This is a genomic window from Cupriavidus gilardii (assembly GCF_008801915.1).
GTDB lineage: Bacteria > Pseudomonadota > Gammaproteobacteria > Burkholderiales > Burkholderiaceae > Cupriavidus > Cupriavidus gilardii.
In genome coordinates this window covers 315654-334676 of record NZ_VZOV01000001.1, presented here as the reverse complement: position 1 = coordinate 334676, position 19023 = coordinate 315654, and the positions used below count along the sequence as shown (strand labels likewise).

Genomic DNA, 19023 nt, shown 5'->3' with positions numbered 1-19023 from the left:
TTCTCAATAGAATGTGTCGAATTGTAAAGGGTCGGTCACCATACTCGTCGGCGATCGCGCACTGGAAACCGCCCGATTCGCATTACTGCAACATAAAGGTTTCGTATTCCAGGCGCTCGAGCCGGCGGTCCAGCAGCACCAGCGCGATCGCCACCACGATCAGCACCGCGAATGCGAAACCGTAGCCGTACCAGGCCGGCCCGAGCGTCAGCGTCAGATGCGTCAGGCCCGCGTTCAACGCCAGCAGCGCCGCGCCCAGCAGCAACACCTCGCGGCGCCGGTCCAGATAGAAGTACAGGCTCAGCGTGGCAAGCAGCACCACCTGCAGGCCCGCGGCGACCATGTCGACATGCAGCAGCGGCAGGTACAGCTGCGTCATGCCGAACAGCGCCAGCAGCGGCCGGCCGAGCGCGAACAGCAGCAGCGCCGCGATCGCCAGCGCCTTGACGATCTCGTACAGCCCCATCCGCACGGCCCGCACCATCGCATTGCGCGACTCCTCGATACGCTGCAGCGAGCCGCCGCCGCGCACCGCCTCGGCGAAGGCATCGTAATGGGCGACGAAATCCCGCTCGATCCGCAGCAGGAACACGGACATGGCCGGCACCACGGCGAGGTGGGCCAGAAACACCGGAATGTCGTAGATCGCGGACGCATGCAGCGGACCGACGACGGGCTGGCCCGTGCCCGCGTGGTACCAGAACTGCAGCTTGTCGATCCAGACGGCGAGCGGATACAGCAGCCCGATCGCGATCAGGCTCGGATAGCGATGACGGCGCGCGAACACCGCGAAGGACAGCAGGCGCCGGCTGCGATGGTGCCGATGGATCGGCATCGCGGTGCCGGCCCACAGCACCAGCACGCCGATCGCGAAGCCGCCCAGCAATCCTTCCACGCCGAAGCCGCGCAACGCGAGCGCCGCGACGGACGCCGCCGCAATGCCGGCGACGAAGGCGCAGGCGATCGTGCCGTACTGTTTCATGCCCGCCAGGAAGGCCACCGCGATCCAGGCATGGCACATCAGCACGAAGCCGGCCAGCATCAGCGCGCGGTACAGCGCCGACTGTTGCGGAAAGGCCCACAGCAGGCACGCGAGGCCAGATATTCCCGCGAGCACGGTGACGACCAGCCCCACCGCACGCACGCCGGGGAGCACCAGTTCGCCGCGCCCTTCGGCCAGGCGCTCGGCGGCGAAGCGCACCAGATGAAGCTGCAGCGGTCCGGTCAGGATCAGGCTCGCGGCGATCAGGCAGGTCGCCGATACCTCGAACTGCACCGCCAGCGCGGACGGCAACGCTGCCGGCAGTCCGGCCGCCATTGCGCGCATGGCGATCTGCAACAGGCCGGCGATCGCCAGCGCCACGGCGCCGCAGGCCAGCACGCCGGCGAAGCCGTAGGCCTGCAGCGTGCCGCCGACACGGTTGCGGTCGCGAATGCCGCGGACGAAGAAGGACAGGTCCACCATCATGGCGCTCCGGCAAACGGGCAACGACCGGCCGGCTGCCGTTCGGCCGCCGGCGGCGTGGCCGGCAGCACCGGACGGCCGACGCCGCCTCGTGCGCCGGCATCGGCGTGCGGCTTCGCGGCCAGGTGCTGGTACAGCTGGCGGTAGCTGGCCAGCGTCGCATGCTGCGTGTAATAGCGCTCCGCGCGCACGATGGCCGCGCGCTGCGCGGCGCGCCAGCGCTGGCCATCGCCGAGCAGCGCGACCGCTTCGCGCGCCAGCGCGGCCGCGTCGCCGATCCGCACGACAGCGCCCGCGACGCCCAGCGCCATGTCCTCGTCGCCGACGCCGTCGATCAGTTCGCGGCACGCGCCGACGTCGGTGACCACGCACGGCACGCCGGCGGCGAAGGCTTCCAGCACCGGCAGCGGCAGCGCCTCGCTGATCGAGCTCAGCACCAGCACGCCAACCTGCGGCAGCAGTTCGCCGACGGGCCGAGCGCCGAAAAAATGCACGTTGCCGGCCAGCCCCAGGCTTTGCACGAGGGCGCGGCATTCGCGCGCATAGTCGGCGTCCTCGTCCTCGGGCCCGACGATCCAGCCCTGCGCATCGGGACAGTGCCTGACCACGGTCAGCATCGCGCGGATGAAGGTCTTGACGTCCTTGCGCGGCACCAGCCCGCCGGCCAGACACAGGACCTGCGGCACTTGCGGTGGACGCCGCGCGCGCAACGGCGCCAGCGCGGGCAGATCGATGCCGTCCGGGATCGTGCGCGTGCGGCTGGCCGGCGCGCCGTCCTGCACCTGGCGGCGGCGATTGCCCTCGTACAGCGCGACGATCTCGTCAGCGGCGTCGTAGCAGACGCGGCCCAGCGATGCGAAGAAGCGCAGCGACAGGTCGCGGCAATAACCGGAATCGATGCCATGTTCCCGCGTCCGCGCGGCATGCTGCGACACCAGCAGCGGACGGTCGTGCCGGTAGCGCAGCATCGCCCCGAGGAAGCCCGCGTAGCCGGTCGACGCCGCGTGGTAGACGCGCGCCGGCATCAGCGTGGCCGCGATCCGCGCCAGCCGCCACAGCGGCCGGTGGATCGAGCGCACGGTCCCGATGTAGTCGGAGAACGAGACGTCGGTACAGTAGCGGCGGTACTGCTCGACGATGGTGTCCCAGGCGGCTCGGCTGTGCAGGAAGGCGTGCTCCGACAGCCGGCCATCGTCGCCGAGCTCTTCGATCAGCGCACGCATCGCGGCACCGGCCTGCGCGTGGCCGCCCGCGTGGCCATGGCCTGCGCCGCCTCGGTTGCCGCCGTAGCCGCGCTGGCGCAGCAGATCGTGCCACCGCGCCACCTCGGCAAAGGCCTGTTCGTCGGCCCGATGCCGTGGCATCGCGTCGGCCGGATCCTCATCGTGCAGCAAATGCATCTGCAGATGACGCACGTTGTCCGGCAACGCATCCACCATCTCGCCGCTGCCCGCCGGACGGTCGGCGAGCAGCACGATGGCAAAGGTGGTCTGCGGAAACGCCCGGATCATCCGCTCGGCCCAGCCCGGTGCGCCGGTTCTCGCGAACGGATGGCCGCCCTCGAGCAGCAGCGCGACATCGACTGCCGCTGGCCGCGAGGTGTCGCGGGGGGCCGAGATGGAAGCCGGCAAGGCCGCGTTCGGCATGTGGGGCATGGTCGCGATCATGATGTCCAGTAGCGCAGCAAGGGCTGAAGCTGCGGCGCCGCGGGCAGCGCCGCGGCCTGGCGCAGGCTGCGCATCGCCGTTGCCACCGCGGCGAAATCGCCATCGAGGTAAGCGGCCTCGGCCAGCAGCGGCAGCGCACGCTGGCGCGGGAACCCCAGCGCGGTGGCGCGCTGCAGCGCCGCGCGCGCGGCGGCTGGATCGCGGCGCGCCAGCGCCAGCCGGCCGCGCAACTGCCACAGGCCGGCCGCGGGGCTTGCCACCCCGGAACCGTCGGCGGCCGGGACGTACAGGGCCGTCGCGCCCGGCGCCTCGGACAGCGCCTGCAGCGCGGCCTGCGCGTGAAGGTCGGCCTGCGCCAGCGTGTGGCTGCGCACGTCGCCCTGGACGAGGTCCTGATAGACCAGTTCCCAGTGCAGCTGCGCCAGCTGTTCGTGCGCGGCGGCGCGACCGGCCGCATCGCCGTCGCCGAGCGCGTTCAGGCGCTCGCGCGCCTGCAGGATCCGGCGCGTCAGCCGCTGCTCGGCCGCATCGAGCATGCCGTAGGCGAGCAGCCTGACGTCCTCGACGTCGTCGTCGAGCAATGCGCGCAGCAGCGGACTGACGTGGCGGGCCGGCATGTCCTGCAGCGCGGCCAGCGCGGTCAGCCGATGCACGTGCGCGGCGTCGGCGGTTCCGGGTCCGCGCCCGAGCGCGGCATCGGCGGATCGGTCGCTGTCGGTCCCCGGCGCAACGCGGGACATCGGGCCGGAGGCAAAGTCGGGCAGCGCCACCAGCGCCATGCCTTGCGCGGCGCGGGCACGAGACCGCCATGCGGACGGCGCCATGTCGGCCAGCATCGCCGGCAGCACGACATACAGGGCAACGAGCGCACCGCCGAACGGAACGAAGGCACCGGCTGCGAACAGATACGGCAGCGTCGCGCCCAGCGGCACGCGGACGCGACGCGACAGCAGACGCCGCAGCGGCAAGGCCATCAGCGCGGCGGCCAGCGTCTGCAAGGCCAGATACGCCAGCAGCGCGGCGCTGGCGCCGTCGCCTTGCAGCAGCGCCGCCAGCGCACCCAGCTGGACCGCGACGCCGGCCAGAACGAGCAGGCCCTCAAGCATCGCGGCCGTTCCCCGAGCGGCCGCCCGCGGGGCCGCCGCCGCAGCGTCCCAGCAGGCGCCGCAGCGCTTCGGGATCGCCATCGGCGGGCACCGGCAGCGTATGGACGCCGATCCGCCCCTGTTCGAAATCGATGCCGAACTGGGCCTGCAGCATCCGTTCGATCCGCAGCAGATAGCCGGAAGCCGCGTCGGTATCGGCCAGCGGCATCAGCGTCATCAGCGCGCGCTGCGTACCGCCGTCGCACGCCCACGCCAGGTCCAGCGCGCGATGGCTGCGTACGGCTTGCTCGAACCAGTCGGCGCTGTGCTCGTCGGTGCCGAAGGCCAGCGCGATCACGGTGCTCGGAATGCCGGCGTCGCGCCGCAGCCGTGCCAGCCGCGCATAGTCGAGCGCGAAATCGTGCGGGCAGCCGGGCAGCGCATCTTCGACCGCTCGGGCCGCCGCGGCATGCTCGACCCCGTCGGCGTAGTAGCCGAGCAGCGCCAGCAGCAGCGCGAGATTGTCGTGATGCAGCGCGAGGAACGGCATCCGTTCGACCACCAGCACGCCGAGCAGCCGGTCGGGGCCCGACAATACCGGCGCCACCGCCAGATAGCGGCTCGACATGCCGTCGCCCCCGTCGGTGCGGCGATGCACCAGCTGCCGGCTTTGCAGGCAGCGACGCAGCAGCGGATCGCGGTCATCGAGCCCGCAGCCGGGCCCGACGGTCGCCACGGCTTCCGACAGCACCCGCTCGCCGTCGCAGCGATACAGCGCGGCGGCCTCGAGCTGGCAGGCCTGCGCGGCCAGTTGCAGCATCGGCGCAGCGGCGGTCAGAGACCCCGCCGGCGAGCGCTCGCCGCGATGCGCCGATCCGTGCTGCGGCTCGGCACGCTCCGCTACCGCGGCCGCCTGTTCCGCGGTCGCCGCGCGCAGCTGGGCCAGCGTATCGCGCAATGTCGCCGGCTTTGCCAGCAGATCGTTTTCGAGACGGGCATGCGAGATCCGCAGCAGGTAGTGCTGCCTGGTCAGCGCGGTCAGCCGCTCGTCGAGATAGCGGTGAATCGAGCGCTGGCGCGCCAGCCGGCTCGCGCAGACATCGCCGAACTGGCCGGCCAGCAGCACCAGCAGCGTGCCGCCGATGAAGAACGGCCGCGGAAACGCGCCGGGCTGAGCGCCAATCTGGTGGAACAGCAACCAGCCGGCAAGCAGCATCAGCGCCGCGCCGATGCCTGCCAGCGTGCCGTAGCGCAGCGCCAGTACCAGCGGCAGCAGCCAAGCCCAGGGGAACCCCAGGTCGAGCAGCAGCGGGTTGCCGGGCATCGCCGCATAGCCGAGCGCCATCGCCGCGGTCATCAGCACGATCAGTTCCAGCATCGCGGTGCGGGTACCGGCCTTCCCCATCGCGGGCGCCAGCCATGCCGCACGGACGTCGTCCGCCCGGCGGGCCGCGGCGATGCTGCCCGCAGCCGCGCGCCGGTCGCCCATCGCCGTTGCAGTCATTCACTTCTCCAGATACAGCCCGGCCGGGCTGTCAGATTCGGCCGCATCAACCGCGCACCCGCGGCGGCGGCCGTGTATCCTCGCGCCACTCGGACCGCAGCGGAACCGCCCGCGCGCGATATCGGGCAATCGCGGCATGATCGGGCTGCGGGCACGCCAGCGCGCGGTAGAAGGCCAGTTCCAGGTCGTCGGCGCCGAGCGCGCGGGCTTGCGCGGCGAAAGCGATCAGGTCCGACGCAGGCGCCGGCATTCGCGCGGCCTGCCGCAGCAGCGTGCGCAGCTCGGACCGATAGCGCTCGCGCGCCGGCGGATCGGACGCGGCGGCATTGGCCCGCTGCCGCGCGATATCGAGCCGCGCGCGCAGCATCGGCAGCGCGGCCTCGCCGCTGGCGCCATGCATCCGTGCCAGCAGCGTCTGCGCGTCGTCCAGCCTGCCGTCGTGCGCAAACTGCTCCGCCAGCTCCGCGATCAGCGCGGCATCCGGCGGCGACACGCGCAGCCACGCTTCCATATAGGCGAGCGCCGGGCCATCCAGGGCACGGCCGCCTTGCCCGCCTTCGCCAAGCAGTCGTTCGCGCAGCGGCTCGCGCGGAAACATCAGCGCAAGGCAGAGCCCCATCGCGGCGGCAATGCCGATGGCGAACGCCGGAGGCAGCAGACGTTCGCGCGCGGGAGCGATTGCCCCTGACTTCAGCGGCGTGACGCGCGCCGCCTGTTGCTTCCCCATGACTTCCCCGTTTTCATTGCCTCGACGACGCGGCGTCGTCGCTCCTCCCGGCCCGGATATCAATTTGTAACTACGAGCCGAATCCTAGCGAACGGTACGAAAAGGGAATGTCAACAATTGTCAAACGTGGCATGCCGCACACGCGCCATTCGACGCAATCAGTAGAATCACCATCATGAAAAAAATCACAGGCCGTGCCTCGATGCGCGGCCCCGCTGCGCGATTGGAATCGGGATCGGGATCGGGATCGGGATCGGGATTGCGGTTGCAATCGCGGTCGCCACTGCAACTGGGATCAGGCTGCGCCTGCCGGCGTACCGGCAACACAGAGCCATACCAGGGACCGCAGCTTCGGGAATGTCGACGGCGTCATCCGGGTCAAGCTCTCTGACAAGTATTCGCGCCGCACCGGCCATGGCCGGGCGCGCATTGCCTTACACCAACGGTGTCGCGGTGCCGCCGCGCGCCCACAGGGAGACGATTGCATGTCGCCGGATTTACCCACTGCCTATCTGACCTTGCTGGTGCTGTTCGCCAGCACGCTGGGCATCTCGATCGGCCTTCGCTACGGCGCCGCGCAGGCCGGCCACCGTGCACGCTGGACCGACGCCCATGCCTTCGCCTCGCTGGGCGGCATGGCGCTCGCACTCGGCGCGATCGCCCCTGCCCCGCTGTGGGCGGTGCTGGCGCAGGCGCTGTGCCTGGGCGCGCAATTGATGCTGGTGCGCGGCCTGTCCGCGAGCGGCATGGCGATGGCCCCGCATCATCTGCGCGCGATGGTCGCCGGCGGCGTCGCTTCGGTGGCGCTGCTGGCGCTGATCGCCACGGTGCAGGATGCCGTGATGGCCGAGCGCGCAATCCGCACGCTCGGCCATGCGATCACCGCGCTGGTTGTCTGGCAGGCGCTGCGCCTGCTCAACCGCGAACGCCGCTCGCACACGATCGGCCATGTGCTGGTGTGGGTGGCCTGCTGCGCGCAACTGATCGCGCAGGGCCTGTGCCTTGCGCTGGCGCTGGCCGCCGGCGGCGCCGGCGCCTGGAGCCCGGTCGGGCCCGAAGAACCCGGCATGCTGGCGCAGGCGCCGCTGCTGCTGATGCTGATCGCGGTGCTGTCCGGCGTGGTCGGTTTCACGCTGCTGAGCGCGGAGCGCCAGCTGGCCGAACAGCGCGCGCGCGCTCGCCTCGATTCGCTGACCGGGCTGTTCCATCGGGGCGCGCTCGACGACGCCGCGATGACGCTGGCGGCGGAGGCCGGTCGTACCGGCAAGCCGCTATCCTGCCTGGTGATCGACGTCGATCGCTTCAAGCAGGTCAATGACCGCGCGGGCCACCAGGCGGGCGACCAGGTGCTCAAGCACATCGCCGAGACGCTGCGCCGCGCCTGCCGCTCCAGCGACGTCGCGGCACGCTTCGGCGGCGAGGAGTTCTGCCTGCTGTGCCCGAACACCGGCGAAGAGGAAGCGGTGCTGCTGGCCGAACGGATTCGGGCCCGGATCGCCGGCATCGCGCTGCCGGAGGAAATCGGCGGACATGCCAGCGTCAGCATCGGCATCGCGCAGGCCGAGGACGCCGGCGATGCGCGCCGCAGCTGGGAGCAGCTGTTCGACGCGGCCGACCGTGCGCTTTATCGCGCCAAGCGCGAAGGGCGCAACCGGGTGATTCGGGCGGGTGCAGGCGCGGGGGTTGGTGCGAATGCCGCAGCGAATGCCGCAGCGAATGGTTTGGCGAATGGTTCGGCGAATGGTTCGGCGAATGCACCGGCGAATGCCGCAACCCAGGCCGTCCATGCCGGCGGCGTGCCCGCGTCCGCCGCGGCAAAGGCCGCCAACGAGATCACCGAACCGGCGGCGTGGCGTGTGGCCTGCGGCGTGTCGGTCGGCGGCTGAGCGCGCCGCCCTGCTCGACGCCGGCGCATCGCCGCCGCATCGTTAGCGCGCCCCACCCTGCGCGTAGAAGCTCGCCAGCGCGCGCGCATCCGCCTCGCCCAGCCGCTGTGCGATGCCGCGCATCGCGCCATCGTCGTCGTTGTGGCGGCTGCCGGTGCGGAAGGCATCGAGCTGCCTGGCCAGATAGTCGGCCGGCTGCCCGGTCAGCCGCGGCAACAGGAATCCCTGCCCCTCGCCCTCGACGCCATGGCAGTTGGCGCAGGCCGGCAGGGCCCGGCCGTTGTCGCCGGCCGCGTGCAACGTCAGCGCGGCCGACTGGCCGGATTTGCCATCGCCGGCCAGCGTCGACGACGGCGCCGGCTGGCTCGCGTAGTAGCGGGCCACCGCGGCAACCTCGTCGTCCTTGAGCGCCTTGGCGATCGGCGCCATCACCGGATCGACCCGACGGCCGTCGCGATAATCGAACAGCTGCTTGGCCAGATATTCGGCGGGCATGCCGACCAGCGACGGAAAGGCGCCGGCGGGCACCGCGGCCCCCGCGGCTCCGGGCGTTCCGCCCGCCGCGTGGCACGACACGCAGGCCACCGCTCCCGCGCCATTGCCGCTGGCGGCGATCGTCGCGCCGCGCTTGTCGGCTTCCTGTCCGGACGCCCGCAACGCCTGCGACCACGCCGGTTCCTTCGGCAGGAAATCCGTCGCGCGCCGCACCACCGCCTCGCTGGCTGCGGCCACGGGTGCCGACGCCGCAGCGGGTGCCGGGGCCTGCCCCGCTCCACCGGCCGAGGCGGCCTGGCGCGGCCCAGGCTCCGGCGCGAACAGGTCGGGCCAGACCTGGAACAGCAGCGCATACAGCGGAAAGGCGCCGATGCCGAGCACCAGGGCACCGACCCACCAGGTCGCGCGATTGCGCCCGGCTTCCACTTCGTTCGGCGTGTTCATGCGATCAGCTTCCCTGGCGCCTTGACATAGTCGCGCTTGACCGCGTCGACGATCCAGTACGCGGTGGCGCCGACCGTGCCGGTCGGATTGAAGTTCGAGTTCTGCGGAAACAGGCAGGCCCCGGTGACGAACACATTGGGCACGTCCCAGCATTGGCCGAAGCGGTTGACCACGCTGTTGGAGGGATCGCTGCCCATCGCCGCGCCGCCGTTCAGGTGCGTCGACTGATAGCTGGTCGCGGTAAACGGCCGCTTGCGCGGGCCAGGCTCGGTGGCGACCACCCCGCGCATCGCCTTGCCGATCCGGTCGCCCTTCTCGGTCAGGAAGGCCGACAGCTTGATGTCGTTGTCCGGCAGATCGTAGGTGATGCGCAGCAGCGGTTGGCCCCAGGCATCGCGATAGGTCGGATCGAGCGACAGGTAGCCGCCGCGCGTCGGCATCGCCGAGCCGGTGATCGTGATCGACGCCGAATGGTTGTAGTAGCGGCGCACCGCCTTCTTCCATTCGCTGCCCCAGGCCGGCGTGCCCCTGGGCGTCGGGTGGTAGCCGATCGGCGCGCCGCTGACCACCTGGATCTGGATATAGCCGCCGCCGACGAAGCCCAGGGGTCCGTGATCGAAGTTGTCGGCGCTGAAATCGTCGATCGTCACCGCCGCCGCGCCCGCGCCCATGAACGGGTTGATGTGGGTCTTCTCGTCGAAGAACAGATTGACGCCGGACGTGGTCTGGTGCGTGTAGTTGCGCCCGACCACGCCCTGGCCGGTGGCCGGGTCGTAAGGCTTGCCGATGCCCGACAGCAACAGCAGCCGCACGTTGTGCACGCTGAACGCGCACAGGAACACCATGTCGGCCGGCTGGAAGAACTGCTGCCCGCTGCCATCGACATAGGTGACGCCGCGCGCGAGCTTGCGGTCCTTGTCGAGCTCGACGCGCAGCACCTGCGCACCGGTGCGCAGCGCGAAGGTATCGAGCTTCATCGCCGCCGGCAGGATGCAGACCTGCGGCGAAGCCTTGGCGAAATGCTCGCAGCCGAAGTTCGAGCAGAAGCCGCAGTAGACGCAGGCGCTCATCGGCAGCCCTTCGGTATTGGTATAGGGCCGCGTCGACAGCGCCGACGGCTGGATGTAGGGGTGATAGCCGAGCCTGGCGGCGGCCTCGCCGAACAGCGCCGAGGCGTGCGCGACCTTCATCGGCGGATTCGGATACGGCCGCGAGCGCCACGGCTCGAACGGATTGCCGCCGGGCTGGATCTTGCCCTTCAGATTGCCGGCGAAGCCCGAGGCCCCGATCAGATAGTCGAAGCGGTCGTAGTAGGGCTCGAGCTCGTCGTAGGTCAGCGGCCAGTCCTGCGCGGTCAGGTCGGCCGCGAAGATGCCCTTGCCGTAGCGGCGCTCGTAGTGGCTGCGCAGCTTGAAGTCGGTCGGATCGAAGCGATAGTAGGCGCCCGACCAGTGATTGCCCGAGCCGCCCAGATGTGTGCCGGGGTAGGCGAACTGCCAGCGCCGCATCGGCAAGGCGGTCTGGCTGGTGTCGTTGCGGAAGGTGAAGGTCTCCGTCGCGGTGTTCTGATGCAGCGCGTGCCGCCGCGTATAGCGCAGCTCGTCATGGACCGTCGGGGCCTGGAAGTCGGGCGAGGGCCAGCGCGGCTCGCCGCGTTCGAGCATCACCACGCGCTGCCCCGCCGCGGCCAGTTCCTTGCCGATGATCGAGCCGGTCCAGCCGCCGCCGACGATCACCGCATCGACACGTTCGAGGGTCTTGCTCATGGCCGCCCTCCCTTCGGTGCCGGTGCGGCCTTGGCAGGCGAGGCGCCGTGCGGGCTTGCATGGCCAGCCCCGTGCATGTTGCCGTGCCCCGAGGCGCGCGCCATCGCGATCGACATCGGCGGCCGGATATAGGCCACGCCATGGCGCTCGATATCGTTCGAATAGCTGGCGTAGACGCCGGGAAAGCCGACGAGCTTCCACCCTGCCATGTTCCGATTGCCGCCGTGGATCGGATCGCCGAAGAATCCCTCCATGGTGCCGTCGAGCAGCATCTGGAAGAAGACCTTGCCGGGCAGCGCGCCCAGGTCGATCTCGCCCTTCTCCAGCGCCGTCAGCAACGCGTCCTGTTCGCGCGGCTGCAATTGCGCGAACGATTTGCCGCCATGCTGCTTCGCGCTGACCTCGTCGATCGCGGCCAAACCCGCGCGAAATGCCTGCGCCGGCGTCAGCGCGAGCTGGTAGCCCTGCTCGGGTGTGCCGGCCTGAAAGGGCCCATGCCGATAGAAATGATCCCCGCTGCCCCAGGCCCCGCCCAGTTGCCGGTCCAGGAAATCGGTCACGCCCGCCTCGCGTGCGCCCGGTCCCAATTCGTCGTTCGGGATCAGCCGCGCAACGATGGCATCCACGGTAATTCTTTCGCGCGCATTGAAAAAATGGGACACACCACCGGCTTTGTTCGCCGCGGCGCTGGCCGGGCCCGGCGGCGCCGCCAGCGCGCTGTCGGCGACCAGTCCCGTTGCGGCGGCTCCAGCCGGCAATCCGGCCCCGAGGGCTTTCAGAAGCGTGCGCCGCATGGGCGTGAAGGGTTTGGTCATCGGTGCGCTCCTCGAAAAACCGCACCCGATGCAAGAAGCGTGGCAAGGCCACGCCGGGATCACGCGAGGTGGCGCTTCGGCGGCCCTGGTACGGCCGTTGCCTTCCTCCGATGGGGGACGACTATAGGAGCCATACCATGACGAAGCGAAACTGGATTTCCGTTGCAACCTTGAGCGTCGCCATGCTGGGCGGCCTGGTGGCCGGCTGTAACCGCGGCGGCGACGATGCCGCCACCACCGACAGCAGCGCGGCTAGCGCGCCGATGGGCCCGGTCCCGAGCGACACCACCGGCAGCGCGGGCACCGGCACGGGCACCGGCGGCACCACCGGTTCGACCGGCACCGGCACGAGCGGCACCACGGGCACCACGGGCTCGGCCGACACGACGACCGGCACCACCGGATCGGGCACCACCGGCGCGACCGGCACCACCGGCACCGGCACCGCCGGCTCGACCGGCACGGGCACGGGCACCGGCGCAGCCGCGGGCTCGGGCGGCAGCACCGATACGCGCACCGGCGCGAGCGCACCGCAGTAAGTTCCGCAGCAAGCCTCGAACGCTGGCGGTCCCGCCGGCACCCCTTCCCCCCTCTCCTCGGCCCCTCTCCTGCTCGCGGGAGAGGGGCGTTCGTTCGTGCCCGGCGCCCGGGGCCGCACGGCCGCGGGCGGTGCGTTGGCGATGGCGCGTCAACGACGCGGCAGAGCCACGTCACCAAACAGGGCTACGCCGCCTGGGCCGCATGGTCGGTCGAAGCCGACAGCGCCTTCCATTGCTCGAGTTCGGCGCGCGCCGCGTCCAGTTTGCCGCCGATATAGCCCAATGCATCGGTACCGGCCGCAAAGCGCAACGGCGCCTGCGGCACGCCGGCCAGTTCGACGATGGCCCGCGCCAGCTTGTCGGGGTCGCCCGGCTGCCGGTGGCTGTAGTCGTCGTAGCCGCCGCGCAGCGCCGCCGATGCCGACGCATAGTCGGGAATCGCCTCGGCGCCATAACGTACCGACGAGCCATCGAGGAAATCGGTGCGGAAAAATCCCGGTTGCACGATGGTGACCTGGATGCCGAAACGCGCCACCTCCAGCGCCAGCGACTCGGAGAAGCCCTCCACCGCGAACTTGGCTGCGCAATAGATCGACGCGCCTTCGAAGCCGACCATGCCGCCGATCGACGACAGATTGAAGATGCGGCCGGCGCGCTGGCGCCGCATTACCGGCAGCACCGCGCGCGTGACGTGCAGCGTGCCATGGACATTGGTATCGAACTGCCGCACGACCTCGTCGGCACTGTTCTCCTCGAACATGCCGAGCTGGCCATAACCGGCGTTATTGACGAGCACGTCGATGCGCCCGAATGTCGCCACGGCGCGGTCGACCGCATCGCGCGCCTGCGCGGGTTCGGTGACATCGAGCCGCAATGCCAGCAGGCGCTCGCCATGCTCCGGCAGCGCCTGCTCGATGCGCCGCGGATCGCGTCCCGTCGCGACGACATGGTCGCCGGCGGCCAGCGCCGCCTTGGCGATGCAGGCGCCGATGCCACGCGCCGCGCCGGTGATCAGCCAGGTCTTGCTCATGCGGAACTCCTTCAGGTTGGGGTGAATGGCTGCCATGGTAGGCAGCGGGCCCCGGCGCCCGTTAGATCAAAACTCGGGAGCGCTTGCCTGATTCTCCAAAGCGGCCCGGCCCTGCGGCCCCGCACGGCCGCCGCCGGGCGAGCGCGCGCTACACTGGCGCGCATCCCGGTGTCCCCTGTACGCCTCCATGCCATCGTCCCCGCCGACCATGACCGTCACCGCCGCTTCGATGCCAACGCCGCCACAACCATCCGGGCCCGAGCAGTCCCGCCGCCAGCGCGAAGAACGGATGGCGGCACTGATCGGCCGCCTCGCGCCGGCCGAGGGATACACGATGTCCGCGCTCGACGCGGTCAAGTTCCTGCGCGCCAACGGCCCGCTGCCGCGCACACCGGTGCTGTACGACCCCTGCATCATCGTGCTGTGCAGCGGGCGCAAGCGCGGTTTCTTCGCGGGACGCGAGTTCGTCTACGACGCCCAGCATTTCCTGGTGCTGTCGCTGCCGATCCCGTTCGAGTCGCAGACCGAGGCCTCGCCCGACGAGCCGATGCTGGCGATCTCGATCCGCGTGGACCTCGGCGTGCTGGCCGAGCTGGCGCTGTCGGTGCCGCCGCCGGCATCGGCATCGGCCTCCGGGGACGCGGACGCGAGGCCCGCCGAGGTATCGGGCATCCAGTCGACCCCGCTCGACGACAGGCTGGGCGACGCCGTGGTACGCCTGCTCGACGCGCTGACCTCCGACATGGAGGCGGCGGTGCTGGGCCCGGCCATCCTGCGCGAGATCTATTTCCGCGTGCTGTGCGGCCCGCAGGGCCAGGCCCTGCGCGCGTCGCTCGCCTACCAGAGCAACTTCGGCCGCATCGGCAAGGCGCTGCGCATGATCCACGCCGGCTACGATCAGCCGCTGTCGGTCGACACGCTGGCCAGCGCGTCGGCGATGAGCGTGGCGGCCTTCCACGCGGCGTTCAAGTCGGTCACCGGCACCTCGCCGCTGCAGTACATCAAGGCCACGCGGTTGCACAAGGCCCGCATGCTGATGATCCAGCAGGGCATCAATGCGTCGGTCGCGGCCAGCCAGGTCGGCTATGAAAGTCCGTCGCAGTTCAGCCGGGAATTCAAGCGGTTTTTCGGCCGCAGCCCGATCGACGAGGCACGCATGATGAAGGAAGCGATGGCGCTGCGCACACGGGTGGATTGGGCACGCGCCGCTTGAGCGCGGCGCGGGTCCTGCGCCGGTCCTGCGCCGGGGAAGTCGACCACGGAAGTCCTGCAGAGAATCGGGCAAGCCCGCCATAGGATCCGGCATGGGCTTGCGCGCCCGCACTTCGTACAGTGATGGCAAGCGATGGCATCGACGGTCAAACGTCGCCATCGCGGCCCTTCCTCTTTTACTGTACGGAGTTCAGATCAATGAATGCACAGCAAAGCCAGCGCGACCTCGAAGGCCGGGTCGCCATCGTGACCGGCGCGGCCGGCGGGGTCGGACGCGCGACCGTGGAACTGCTCCATCGCCGCGGCGCCCGCGTGGTGGCCGAGGACATCAAGGACACCGTTGCGGAACTGGAGATCGACGGCGAGATCGTCGCCATCACCGGCGACGTGTCGCAGGAAGCCACCGCCCGCGCCGCCGTCGATACGGCAATCGCGCGCTTCGGCCGGCTCGACATCCTGGTCAACAACGCGGCCCGGATCATCAACCGCACGGTCGCCGAGATGACCGTCGACGAATGGGACCAGATCCTTGCGATCAACGCGCGCGGCATGTTCCTGCACGCCCGCGAAGCGCTGCGCGCGATGGTGCCCGCCAGGCGCGGCGCCATCGTCAACGTCGGCTCCTACGCCTGCGTGGTCGCGCTGCCGACCATCGGCGCCTATGCCGCCTCCAAGGGCGCGGTGGCGCAGCTGACGCGTGTGCTGGCGGCCGAAAACGGCCAGCACGGCATCCGCGTCAACGCGGTGGGGCCGGGCGACATCGTGACCGGCATTCTCGATGACCAGATGCCGAACGGCCGCGAGTTCCTCGCCGAACACGGCAAGAACAACCTGCTGGGCCGCGCCGCACAACCGGAGGAGATTGCCGAGGTGATCGCCTTCCTGGCGTCCGACAAGGCGAGCTTCGTGACCGGCGCGCTGGTGATGGCCGATGGGGGGCATACCGCGGTTTGAGTCCAAGGCATGCCGGCGGCGGCAGGCTCGGGCAGTCAAATCTCCGATCGCTCGTGCCGCCGCATCAGGGATTGGACCAGCGGGTGGTCCTGGAAATGTTCCAGTAGCCTTGCCTTCTGCGGCTCCGTCAGCAGCGAATCGCGGATCATGGCCGGCCAGCGAGCCACTGCGACTGCAACGGTATGACGAATCACCGCCGCAGCGGGCTTCTCGGGGATGCCAAGCTCCGCGCAGAAGCGCCGGAGAACGCTCGGGCCAATGCCTAGCTTGGCCGCCTTGCCTTGCCGCGCGTCGGTGACCGACATGCGGGGTTTCTCGTTCAGCGCGGGAGGCAGGATGTGCAGCGCATGCCCGGTACGGCGGTTGTACGCGGAGTAGGCGACGATGTCATAGGCTGGCGGCAGTTCGGGCGTGCGGCCATCCGGATAGTAGATCCCGATGTTCTTCAGGTGCATGTCAGGGTTGCCCAGCATCTCGTTGACGACGATGCGGCGAAGCAGTTCATGCACGGCTGGCTCTCCTAGCGACGGGAATTCCATCATCACGCCGGCGACATCGAGATAGCTTGCGCCGAGGTACTTCTGCTCGGGCATGACTTCGAGAATCTGCGCGAAGTCTTCGCAATGGATTCGCCCCTGCGGCGTTCGGTCATAGCGGATCACGGCAAGGAAGTTGGTGCGGCCGTCGGCATCGCCCAGATCATATCCATGCTCGACGGCCAACTCCTCCAGCGGGGCAAGGTGGGCTTCGGTAACGTTGACCCCGGCTGCGCCGGCAAGACGCAGCGACAGTTCCTCCAGCTCGGGCAATAGCGGCTGCCCCACGACCGGCAGCTTGGCAATGATGTGGGTGTCCTGCATCTTGGTGCGGCCCACATATCGCCCACCCTGCCGGATCACGCCGACCTTGGGCTGGACGCCAGACAGCGACACGCCGTCGTCCATGGGCTCGGCGGTCACCGACATCTCCAGCGAGTCGGCGTCCTGCGTGACATAGTGCGCAAGCTCGTCGCGCGTCAACTCCAGCGGGCTCGCATTGACGTTGCCTGGCAGGTCTTTGCCGCAGGCGGCCAGCATTTCGAAGTGATCCTTCGGATCGCAGCCGCGTTGCGCGGCAACGTGATCACGGAAGACGCCTTCGGGCAGCATGTTCTGGAAGAAGGCCGGCAGCAGCCAGCCATTGGCAGGGCTGAAGCGTCCGTTGAACAACGTCGAGCCGACGTCCGCCCACAGCGCTCGCTGGGCTTCGCGGTTGGGAGCCAGCATCGACAGGGATACGACTGGCGCATCCCGCATGGTGGCAAAGGCGTCGTCTGCCACGAAGCGATTGACGACCTGAGAATCGCGCAGCGCGTACTGGAACAGCACTCCAGCCCGGACCTTGCCGATGAAGATGCCAACTGCTTTGACGTTCATGAATTGCCTGCCTAGGACTTGTCAGCCTCCGTCTTGCGCGCCGCAAGACGCTCCCGGGCCGCCTGTACACGGGTCTTGACCACTGGCGCGGTTGGCGTAAAGGAACCCTCTTGCCCCAGGCCGGCCGCCGCCCCCTTAGGAACGATGGCCAGTTCATAGCCGAGGCGATCCAGAACCGCCAGTAGCGTGGTGACTTTATAGTCGCCCTGGCCACTGAGCATCGAGTTCACGGTTTTGCGCGCCAAGCCGGTCTTCGCACCCAGGTCGCTCTGCGTCAGCGAAAGCGCCTTCATGCGGTTGCGGAGCAGTGCGGCGATGTCAGGCAATGATCGCATGATACTAAAGTAGTATTTTTCGGAAAAATTATACTTTGCTACTCACTTGGCGTCAAAAAAATGAGTAGTAAAGTAGTCCAATGTGTATTTAGACTACTTTACTACTCACGTTGACCGCCGCCAGTGCCGCCGAACAGTGGGTGTACCGTCGTGCGAGCAGAGCGAGTTCAACCGCCGATATGCGGCCGGTCCGACTGCATCCGGTCGCCCTGCTCGTCCGGTGGCGATACCTGCTCGTTCATCACCTCGTTTGGCGTGGGACCCGGTTTCTTGCCGGACTGTTCTCCGGACCTTTCTCCGGTCTTTTCGCCTGGCTTCCCGCCCTGCTGCTGGCTCTGGCCCTGGCCCTGCTGCCCCTGCGCGCCGCCGCCCGCCGGGTTGCTTTCCGACGGCAGCGTATCGGCTTCGGCGGCCGGGTTCTGCCCGCGTTCCTGCGACAACGAACCCTTTTCCGGCTTCAGCGACTCGACGGACTGCGGGGCCACGGGATTCGGGATCCCTGAAGATTTGTCCTTCATGCGCATCTCCGTTTGCAATGGGTGGAGGGTGCAGCCTGCGGCTTGCCGCGACAGCGCGGCGCCGCAGCCCTTCCCATTGCCGACGCAAGACACATACCCGCGGGCGCCGGGCGGCCTTCAGTCGACCGTCACCCCGTTGGCCCGGATGATCTCGCCCCATACCTTGATGTCGTCGCGGATCGTCGCCGCGAAGGCCTCGCTGCTCTTGGCGGGCGGATTGGCCATGTTCATCAGCGCGAAGCGCTCGCGGATCTGCGGGTCGCCCAGCATGCCGTTGATTTCGGCGTTGAGCCGCTTGACGATCGGCGCCGGCGTGCCGGCGGGCGCGAACAGGCCGTACCAGCTGTTGGTATCGAACGGATAGCCCTGCTCCCGCATGGTGGGGACCTCGGGCGAAACCGAGCCGCGGCGGCTGCCGCTGATCGCCAGCGCGCGAATCTTGCCGGAGCGGATCAGCGGCAGCGACGACGAGGTATCGACGAAGGCCACCTTGATCATGCCGCCCTGCAGATCGTTCAGTACCTGCCCCACCGCCTTGTACGGGACGTGGCGCATGCGCAGGCCGGCCTGCATCTTCAGCGCCTCCATCGTCAGGTGTCCGCCCGAGCCGATGCCCCACGAGCCGTAGTCGTAGGCATCGGGTCTGGCCTTGACCGCGGCGACGAACTCGCGCAGGTTGCGGGCGGGGAAATCCGGCGTGACCACCAGGAAGTTGCCGCCCTCGCCCACCTGCGCCACCGGCGCCAGGTCGCGCAGCGCGTCGTAGGGCAGCTTGGGCTGCAGCGTATGGTTGATGACGATCGACGCCGCATAGGTGAACAGCAGCGTATAGCCATCGGGCGCGGCCTTGGCGACGGCATCGACGCCGATGATGCCGGTGGCGCCGGGCTTGTTGTCCACCACCACCGTCTGTCCCAGCCGCTTGCCGAGCCGTTCGGCGATGACGCGGGCGAACAGGTCGGTGCCGCTGCCCGCCGAGGACGCCACCACCAGCCGGATCGGCCGCGACGGCCACGTGTCGGCGGCCCATGCAGGCCCCGCCGCCAGCGGCGCGGCGACCAGGGCCATCAGCGCCAGCAGCGTTTGCCGCCGGCTACCTTGCGGCGCGCCGCTGTCCACGTCCTTGCCGTGCGCTCCCTTGCTGTCGATCAACATCGTTCTGTCCC

17 protein-coding genes are annotated in these 19023 nt (G+C 69.4%); 4 read left to right on the top strand and 13 right to left on the bottom strand.

The window, feature by feature from the left end:
• Positions 1 to 82: 82 nt before the first annotated feature.
• The 5 genes from pelG to F7Q96_RS01410 are packed head-to-tail and all read right to left on the bottom strand — an operon-like array spanning position 83 to position 6448.
• Positions 83 to 1465, bottom strand: coding sequence for an exopolysaccharide Pel transporter PelG (gene pelG, locus F7Q96_RS01430; protein WP_053824655.1), 1383 nt, complete (start codon positions 1463 to 1465; stop codon positions 83 to 85).
• A complete protein-coding gene (gene pelF, locus F7Q96_RS01425) occupies positions 1465 to 3120 on the bottom strand; it encodes a GT4 family glycosyltransferase PelF (RefSeq protein WP_390885707.1) in 1656 nt (551 codons plus the stop codon). Before pelF ends, pelG begins: the two co-directional genes overlap by 1 nt.
• Positions 3121 to 3128: 8 nt before the next feature.
• Positions 3129 to 4238 carry a hypothetical protein gene (locus tag F7Q96_RS01420; RefSeq protein WP_082371876.1) on the bottom strand — a complete coding sequence of 370 codons (1110 nt, stop codon included), beginning with the start codon at positions 4236 to 4238 and terminating at the stop codon, positions 3129 to 3131.
• Positions 4231 to 5721 carry a PelD GGDEF domain-containing protein gene (locus F7Q96_RS01415; protein WP_082371771.1) on the bottom strand — a complete coding sequence of 497 codons (1491 nt, stop codon included), beginning with the start codon at positions 5719 to 5721 and terminating at the stop codon, positions 4231 to 4233. Before F7Q96_RS01415 ends, F7Q96_RS01420 begins: the two co-directional genes overlap by 8 nt.
• Positions 5722 to 5767: 46 nt before the next feature.
• Positions 5768 to 6448 carry a hypothetical protein gene (locus F7Q96_RS01410; RefSeq protein ID WP_053824087.1) on the bottom strand — a complete coding sequence of 227 codons (681 nt, stop codon included), beginning with the start codon at positions 6446 to 6448 and terminating at the stop codon, positions 5768 to 5770.
• 485 nt (positions 6449 to 6933) lie between these two features.
• Here F7Q96_RS01410 and F7Q96_RS01405 point away from each other — a divergent pair, with 485 nt between their 5' ends.
• Positions 6934 to 8334, top strand: a complete 1401-nt coding sequence (locus F7Q96_RS01405) for a GGDEF domain-containing protein (protein WP_082371772.1) — start codon at positions 6934 to 6936, stop codon at positions 8332 to 8334.
• Positions 8335 to 8376: 42 nt separating this feature from the next.
• Here the strand turns inward: F7Q96_RS01405 and F7Q96_RS01400 are convergent, their stop codons facing one another.
• From F7Q96_RS01400 to F7Q96_RS01390, 3 genes are read right to left on the bottom strand one after another with little or no spacing between them, the layout of a single operon-like run.
• Positions 8377 to 9273, bottom strand: a complete 897-nt coding sequence (locus F7Q96_RS01400; protein WP_053824089.1) for a c-type cytochrome — start codon at positions 9271 to 9273, stop codon at positions 8377 to 8379.
• The gene (locus F7Q96_RS01395) at positions 9270 to 11039 is read right to left on the bottom strand and encodes a GMC family oxidoreductase (protein WP_053824090.1); all 1770 of its coding nucleotides are present in this window, start codon (positions 11037 to 11039) and stop codon (positions 9270 to 9272) included. The genes F7Q96_RS01400 and F7Q96_RS01395 overlap by 4 nt, the downstream gene beginning before the upstream one ends.
• Positions 11036 to 11854, bottom strand: coding sequence for a gluconate 2-dehydrogenase subunit 3 family protein (locus F7Q96_RS01390; RefSeq protein ID WP_082371773.1), 819 nt, complete (start codon positions 11852 to 11854; stop codon positions 11036 to 11038). The genes F7Q96_RS01395 and F7Q96_RS01390 overlap by 4 nt, the downstream gene beginning before the upstream one ends.
• A gap of 137 nt (positions 11855 to 11991) precedes the next feature.
• On the opposite strand from F7Q96_RS01390, the gene F7Q96_RS27010 reads away from it, so the two are divergent.
• Complete coding sequence (locus F7Q96_RS27010; RefSeq protein ID WP_053824091.1) at positions 11992 to 12393, top strand: hypothetical protein; 402 nt, start codon at positions 11992 to 11994, stop codon at positions 12391 to 12393.
• Between the two features lie 184 nt (positions 12394 to 12577).
• On the opposite strand, the gene F7Q96_RS01380 is transcribed toward F7Q96_RS27010, so the two are convergent.
• The gene (locus tag F7Q96_RS01380) at positions 12578 to 13459 is read right to left on the bottom strand and encodes an oxidoreductase (protein ID WP_249041635.1); all 882 of its coding nucleotides are present in this window, start codon (positions 13457 to 13459) and stop codon (positions 12578 to 12580) included.
• A 193-nt stretch (positions 13460 to 13652) separates the two neighbouring features.
• On the opposite strand from F7Q96_RS01380, the gene F7Q96_RS01375 reads away from it, so the two are divergent.
• Both F7Q96_RS01375 and F7Q96_RS01370 read left to right on the top strand, forming a co-directional pair.
• Complete coding sequence (locus tag F7Q96_RS01375) at positions 13653 to 14636, top strand: AraC family transcriptional regulator (RefSeq protein ID WP_053824658.1); 984 nt, start codon at positions 13653 to 13655, stop codon at positions 14634 to 14636.
• Between the two features lie 197 nt (positions 14637 to 14833).
• Positions 14834 to 15589 (top strand): SDR family NAD(P)-dependent oxidoreductase, encoded by a 756-nt coding sequence (locus F7Q96_RS01370; protein WP_053824092.1) that lies wholly within the window; start codon positions 14834 to 14836, stop codon positions 15587 to 15589.
• A 35-nt stretch (positions 15590 to 15624) separates the two neighbouring features.
• On the opposite strand, the gene F7Q96_RS01365 is transcribed toward F7Q96_RS01370, so the two are convergent.
• The 4 genes from F7Q96_RS01365 to F7Q96_RS01350 all read right to left on the bottom strand — a co-directional run bounded on the left by F7Q96_RS01365 (position 15625) and on the right by F7Q96_RS01350 (position 19012).
• Positions 15625 to 17004: a type II toxin-antitoxin system HipA family toxin gene (locus tag F7Q96_RS01365; RefSeq protein ID WP_151021929.1), complete on the bottom strand. Its 1380-nt coding sequence runs from the start codon at positions 17002 to 17004 to the stop codon at positions 15625 to 15627.
• Positions 17005 to 17015: 11 nt separating this feature from the next.
• Entirely contained in the window at positions 17016 to 17330 is a 315-nt protein-coding gene (locus F7Q96_RS01360; protein WP_170265961.1) for a helix-turn-helix domain-containing protein, read from the bottom strand.
• Positions 17331 to 17506: 176 nt separating this feature from the next.
• Entirely contained in the window at positions 17507 to 17863 is a 357-nt protein-coding gene (locus F7Q96_RS01355; RefSeq protein WP_053824094.1) for a hypothetical protein, read from the bottom strand.
• Between the two features lie 111 nt (positions 17864 to 17974).
• The gene (locus F7Q96_RS01350; RefSeq protein WP_144425959.1) at positions 17975 to 19012 is read right to left on the bottom strand and encodes a Bug family tripartite tricarboxylate transporter substrate binding protein; all 1038 of its coding nucleotides are present in this window, start codon (positions 19010 to 19012) and stop codon (positions 17975 to 17977) included.
• Positions 19013 to 19023: the final 11 nt, after the last annotated feature.

Excerpts from the sequence above, each read along its gene's own strand:
- pelG (WP_053824655.1), bottom strand. The coding sequence starts at position 1,465 with ATGGTGGACCTGTCCTTCTTCGTCCGCGGCATTCGCGACCGCAACCGT.
- pelF (WP_390885707.1), bottom strand. The coding sequence starts at position 3,120 with ATGCCCCACATGCCGAACGCGGCCTTGCCGGCTTCCATCTCGGCCCCC.
- F7Q96_RS01420 (WP_082371876.1), bottom strand. The coding sequence starts at position 4,238 with ATGCTTGAGGGCCTGCTCGTTCTGGCCGGCGTCGCGGTCCAGCTGGGT.
- F7Q96_RS01415 (WP_082371771.1), bottom strand. The coding sequence starts at position 5,721 with ATGACTGCAACGGCGATGGGCGACCGGCGCGCGGCTGCGGGCAGCATC.
- F7Q96_RS01410 (WP_053824087.1), bottom strand. The coding sequence starts at position 6,448 with ATGGGGAAGCAACAGGCGGCGCGCGTCACGCCGCTGAAGTCAGGGGCA.
- F7Q96_RS01405 (WP_082371772.1), top strand. The coding sequence starts at position 6,934 with ATGTCGCCGGATTTACCCACTGCCTATCTGACCTTGCTGGTGCTGTTC.
- F7Q96_RS01400 (WP_053824089.1), bottom strand. The coding sequence starts at position 9,273 with ATGAACACGCCGAACGAAGTGGAAGCCGGGCGCAATCGCGCGACCTGG.
- F7Q96_RS01395 (WP_053824090.1), bottom strand. The coding sequence starts at position 11,039 with ATGAGCAAGACCCTCGAACGTGTCGATGCGGTGATCGTCGGCGGCGGC.
- F7Q96_RS01390 (WP_082371773.1), bottom strand. The coding sequence starts at position 11,854 with ATGACCAAACCCTTCACGCCCATGCGGCGCACGCTTCTGAAAGCCCTC.
- F7Q96_RS27010 (WP_053824091.1), top strand. The coding sequence starts at position 11,992 with ATGACGAAGCGAAACTGGATTTCCGTTGCAACCTTGAGCGTCGCCATG.
- F7Q96_RS01380 (WP_249041635.1), bottom strand. The coding sequence starts at position 13,459 with ATGGCAGCCATTCACCCCAACCTGAAGGAGTTCCGCATGAGCAAGACC.
- F7Q96_RS01375 (WP_053824658.1), top strand. The coding sequence starts at position 13,653 with ATGCCAACGCCGCCACAACCATCCGGGCCCGAGCAGTCCCGCCGCCAG.
- F7Q96_RS01370 (WP_053824092.1), top strand. The coding sequence starts at position 14,834 with ATGAATGCACAGCAAAGCCAGCGCGACCTCGAAGGCCGGGTCGCCATC.
- F7Q96_RS01365 (WP_151021929.1), bottom strand. The coding sequence starts at position 17,004 with ATGAACGTCAAAGCAGTTGGCATCTTCATCGGCAAGGTCCGGGCTGGA.
- F7Q96_RS01355 (WP_053824094.1), bottom strand. The coding sequence starts at position 17,863 with ATGCGCATGAAGGACAAATCTTCAGGGATCCCGAATCCCGTGGCCCCG.
- F7Q96_RS01350 (WP_144425959.1), bottom strand. The coding sequence starts at position 19,012 with ATGTTGATCGACAGCAAGGGAGCGCACGGCAAGGACGTGGACAGCGGC.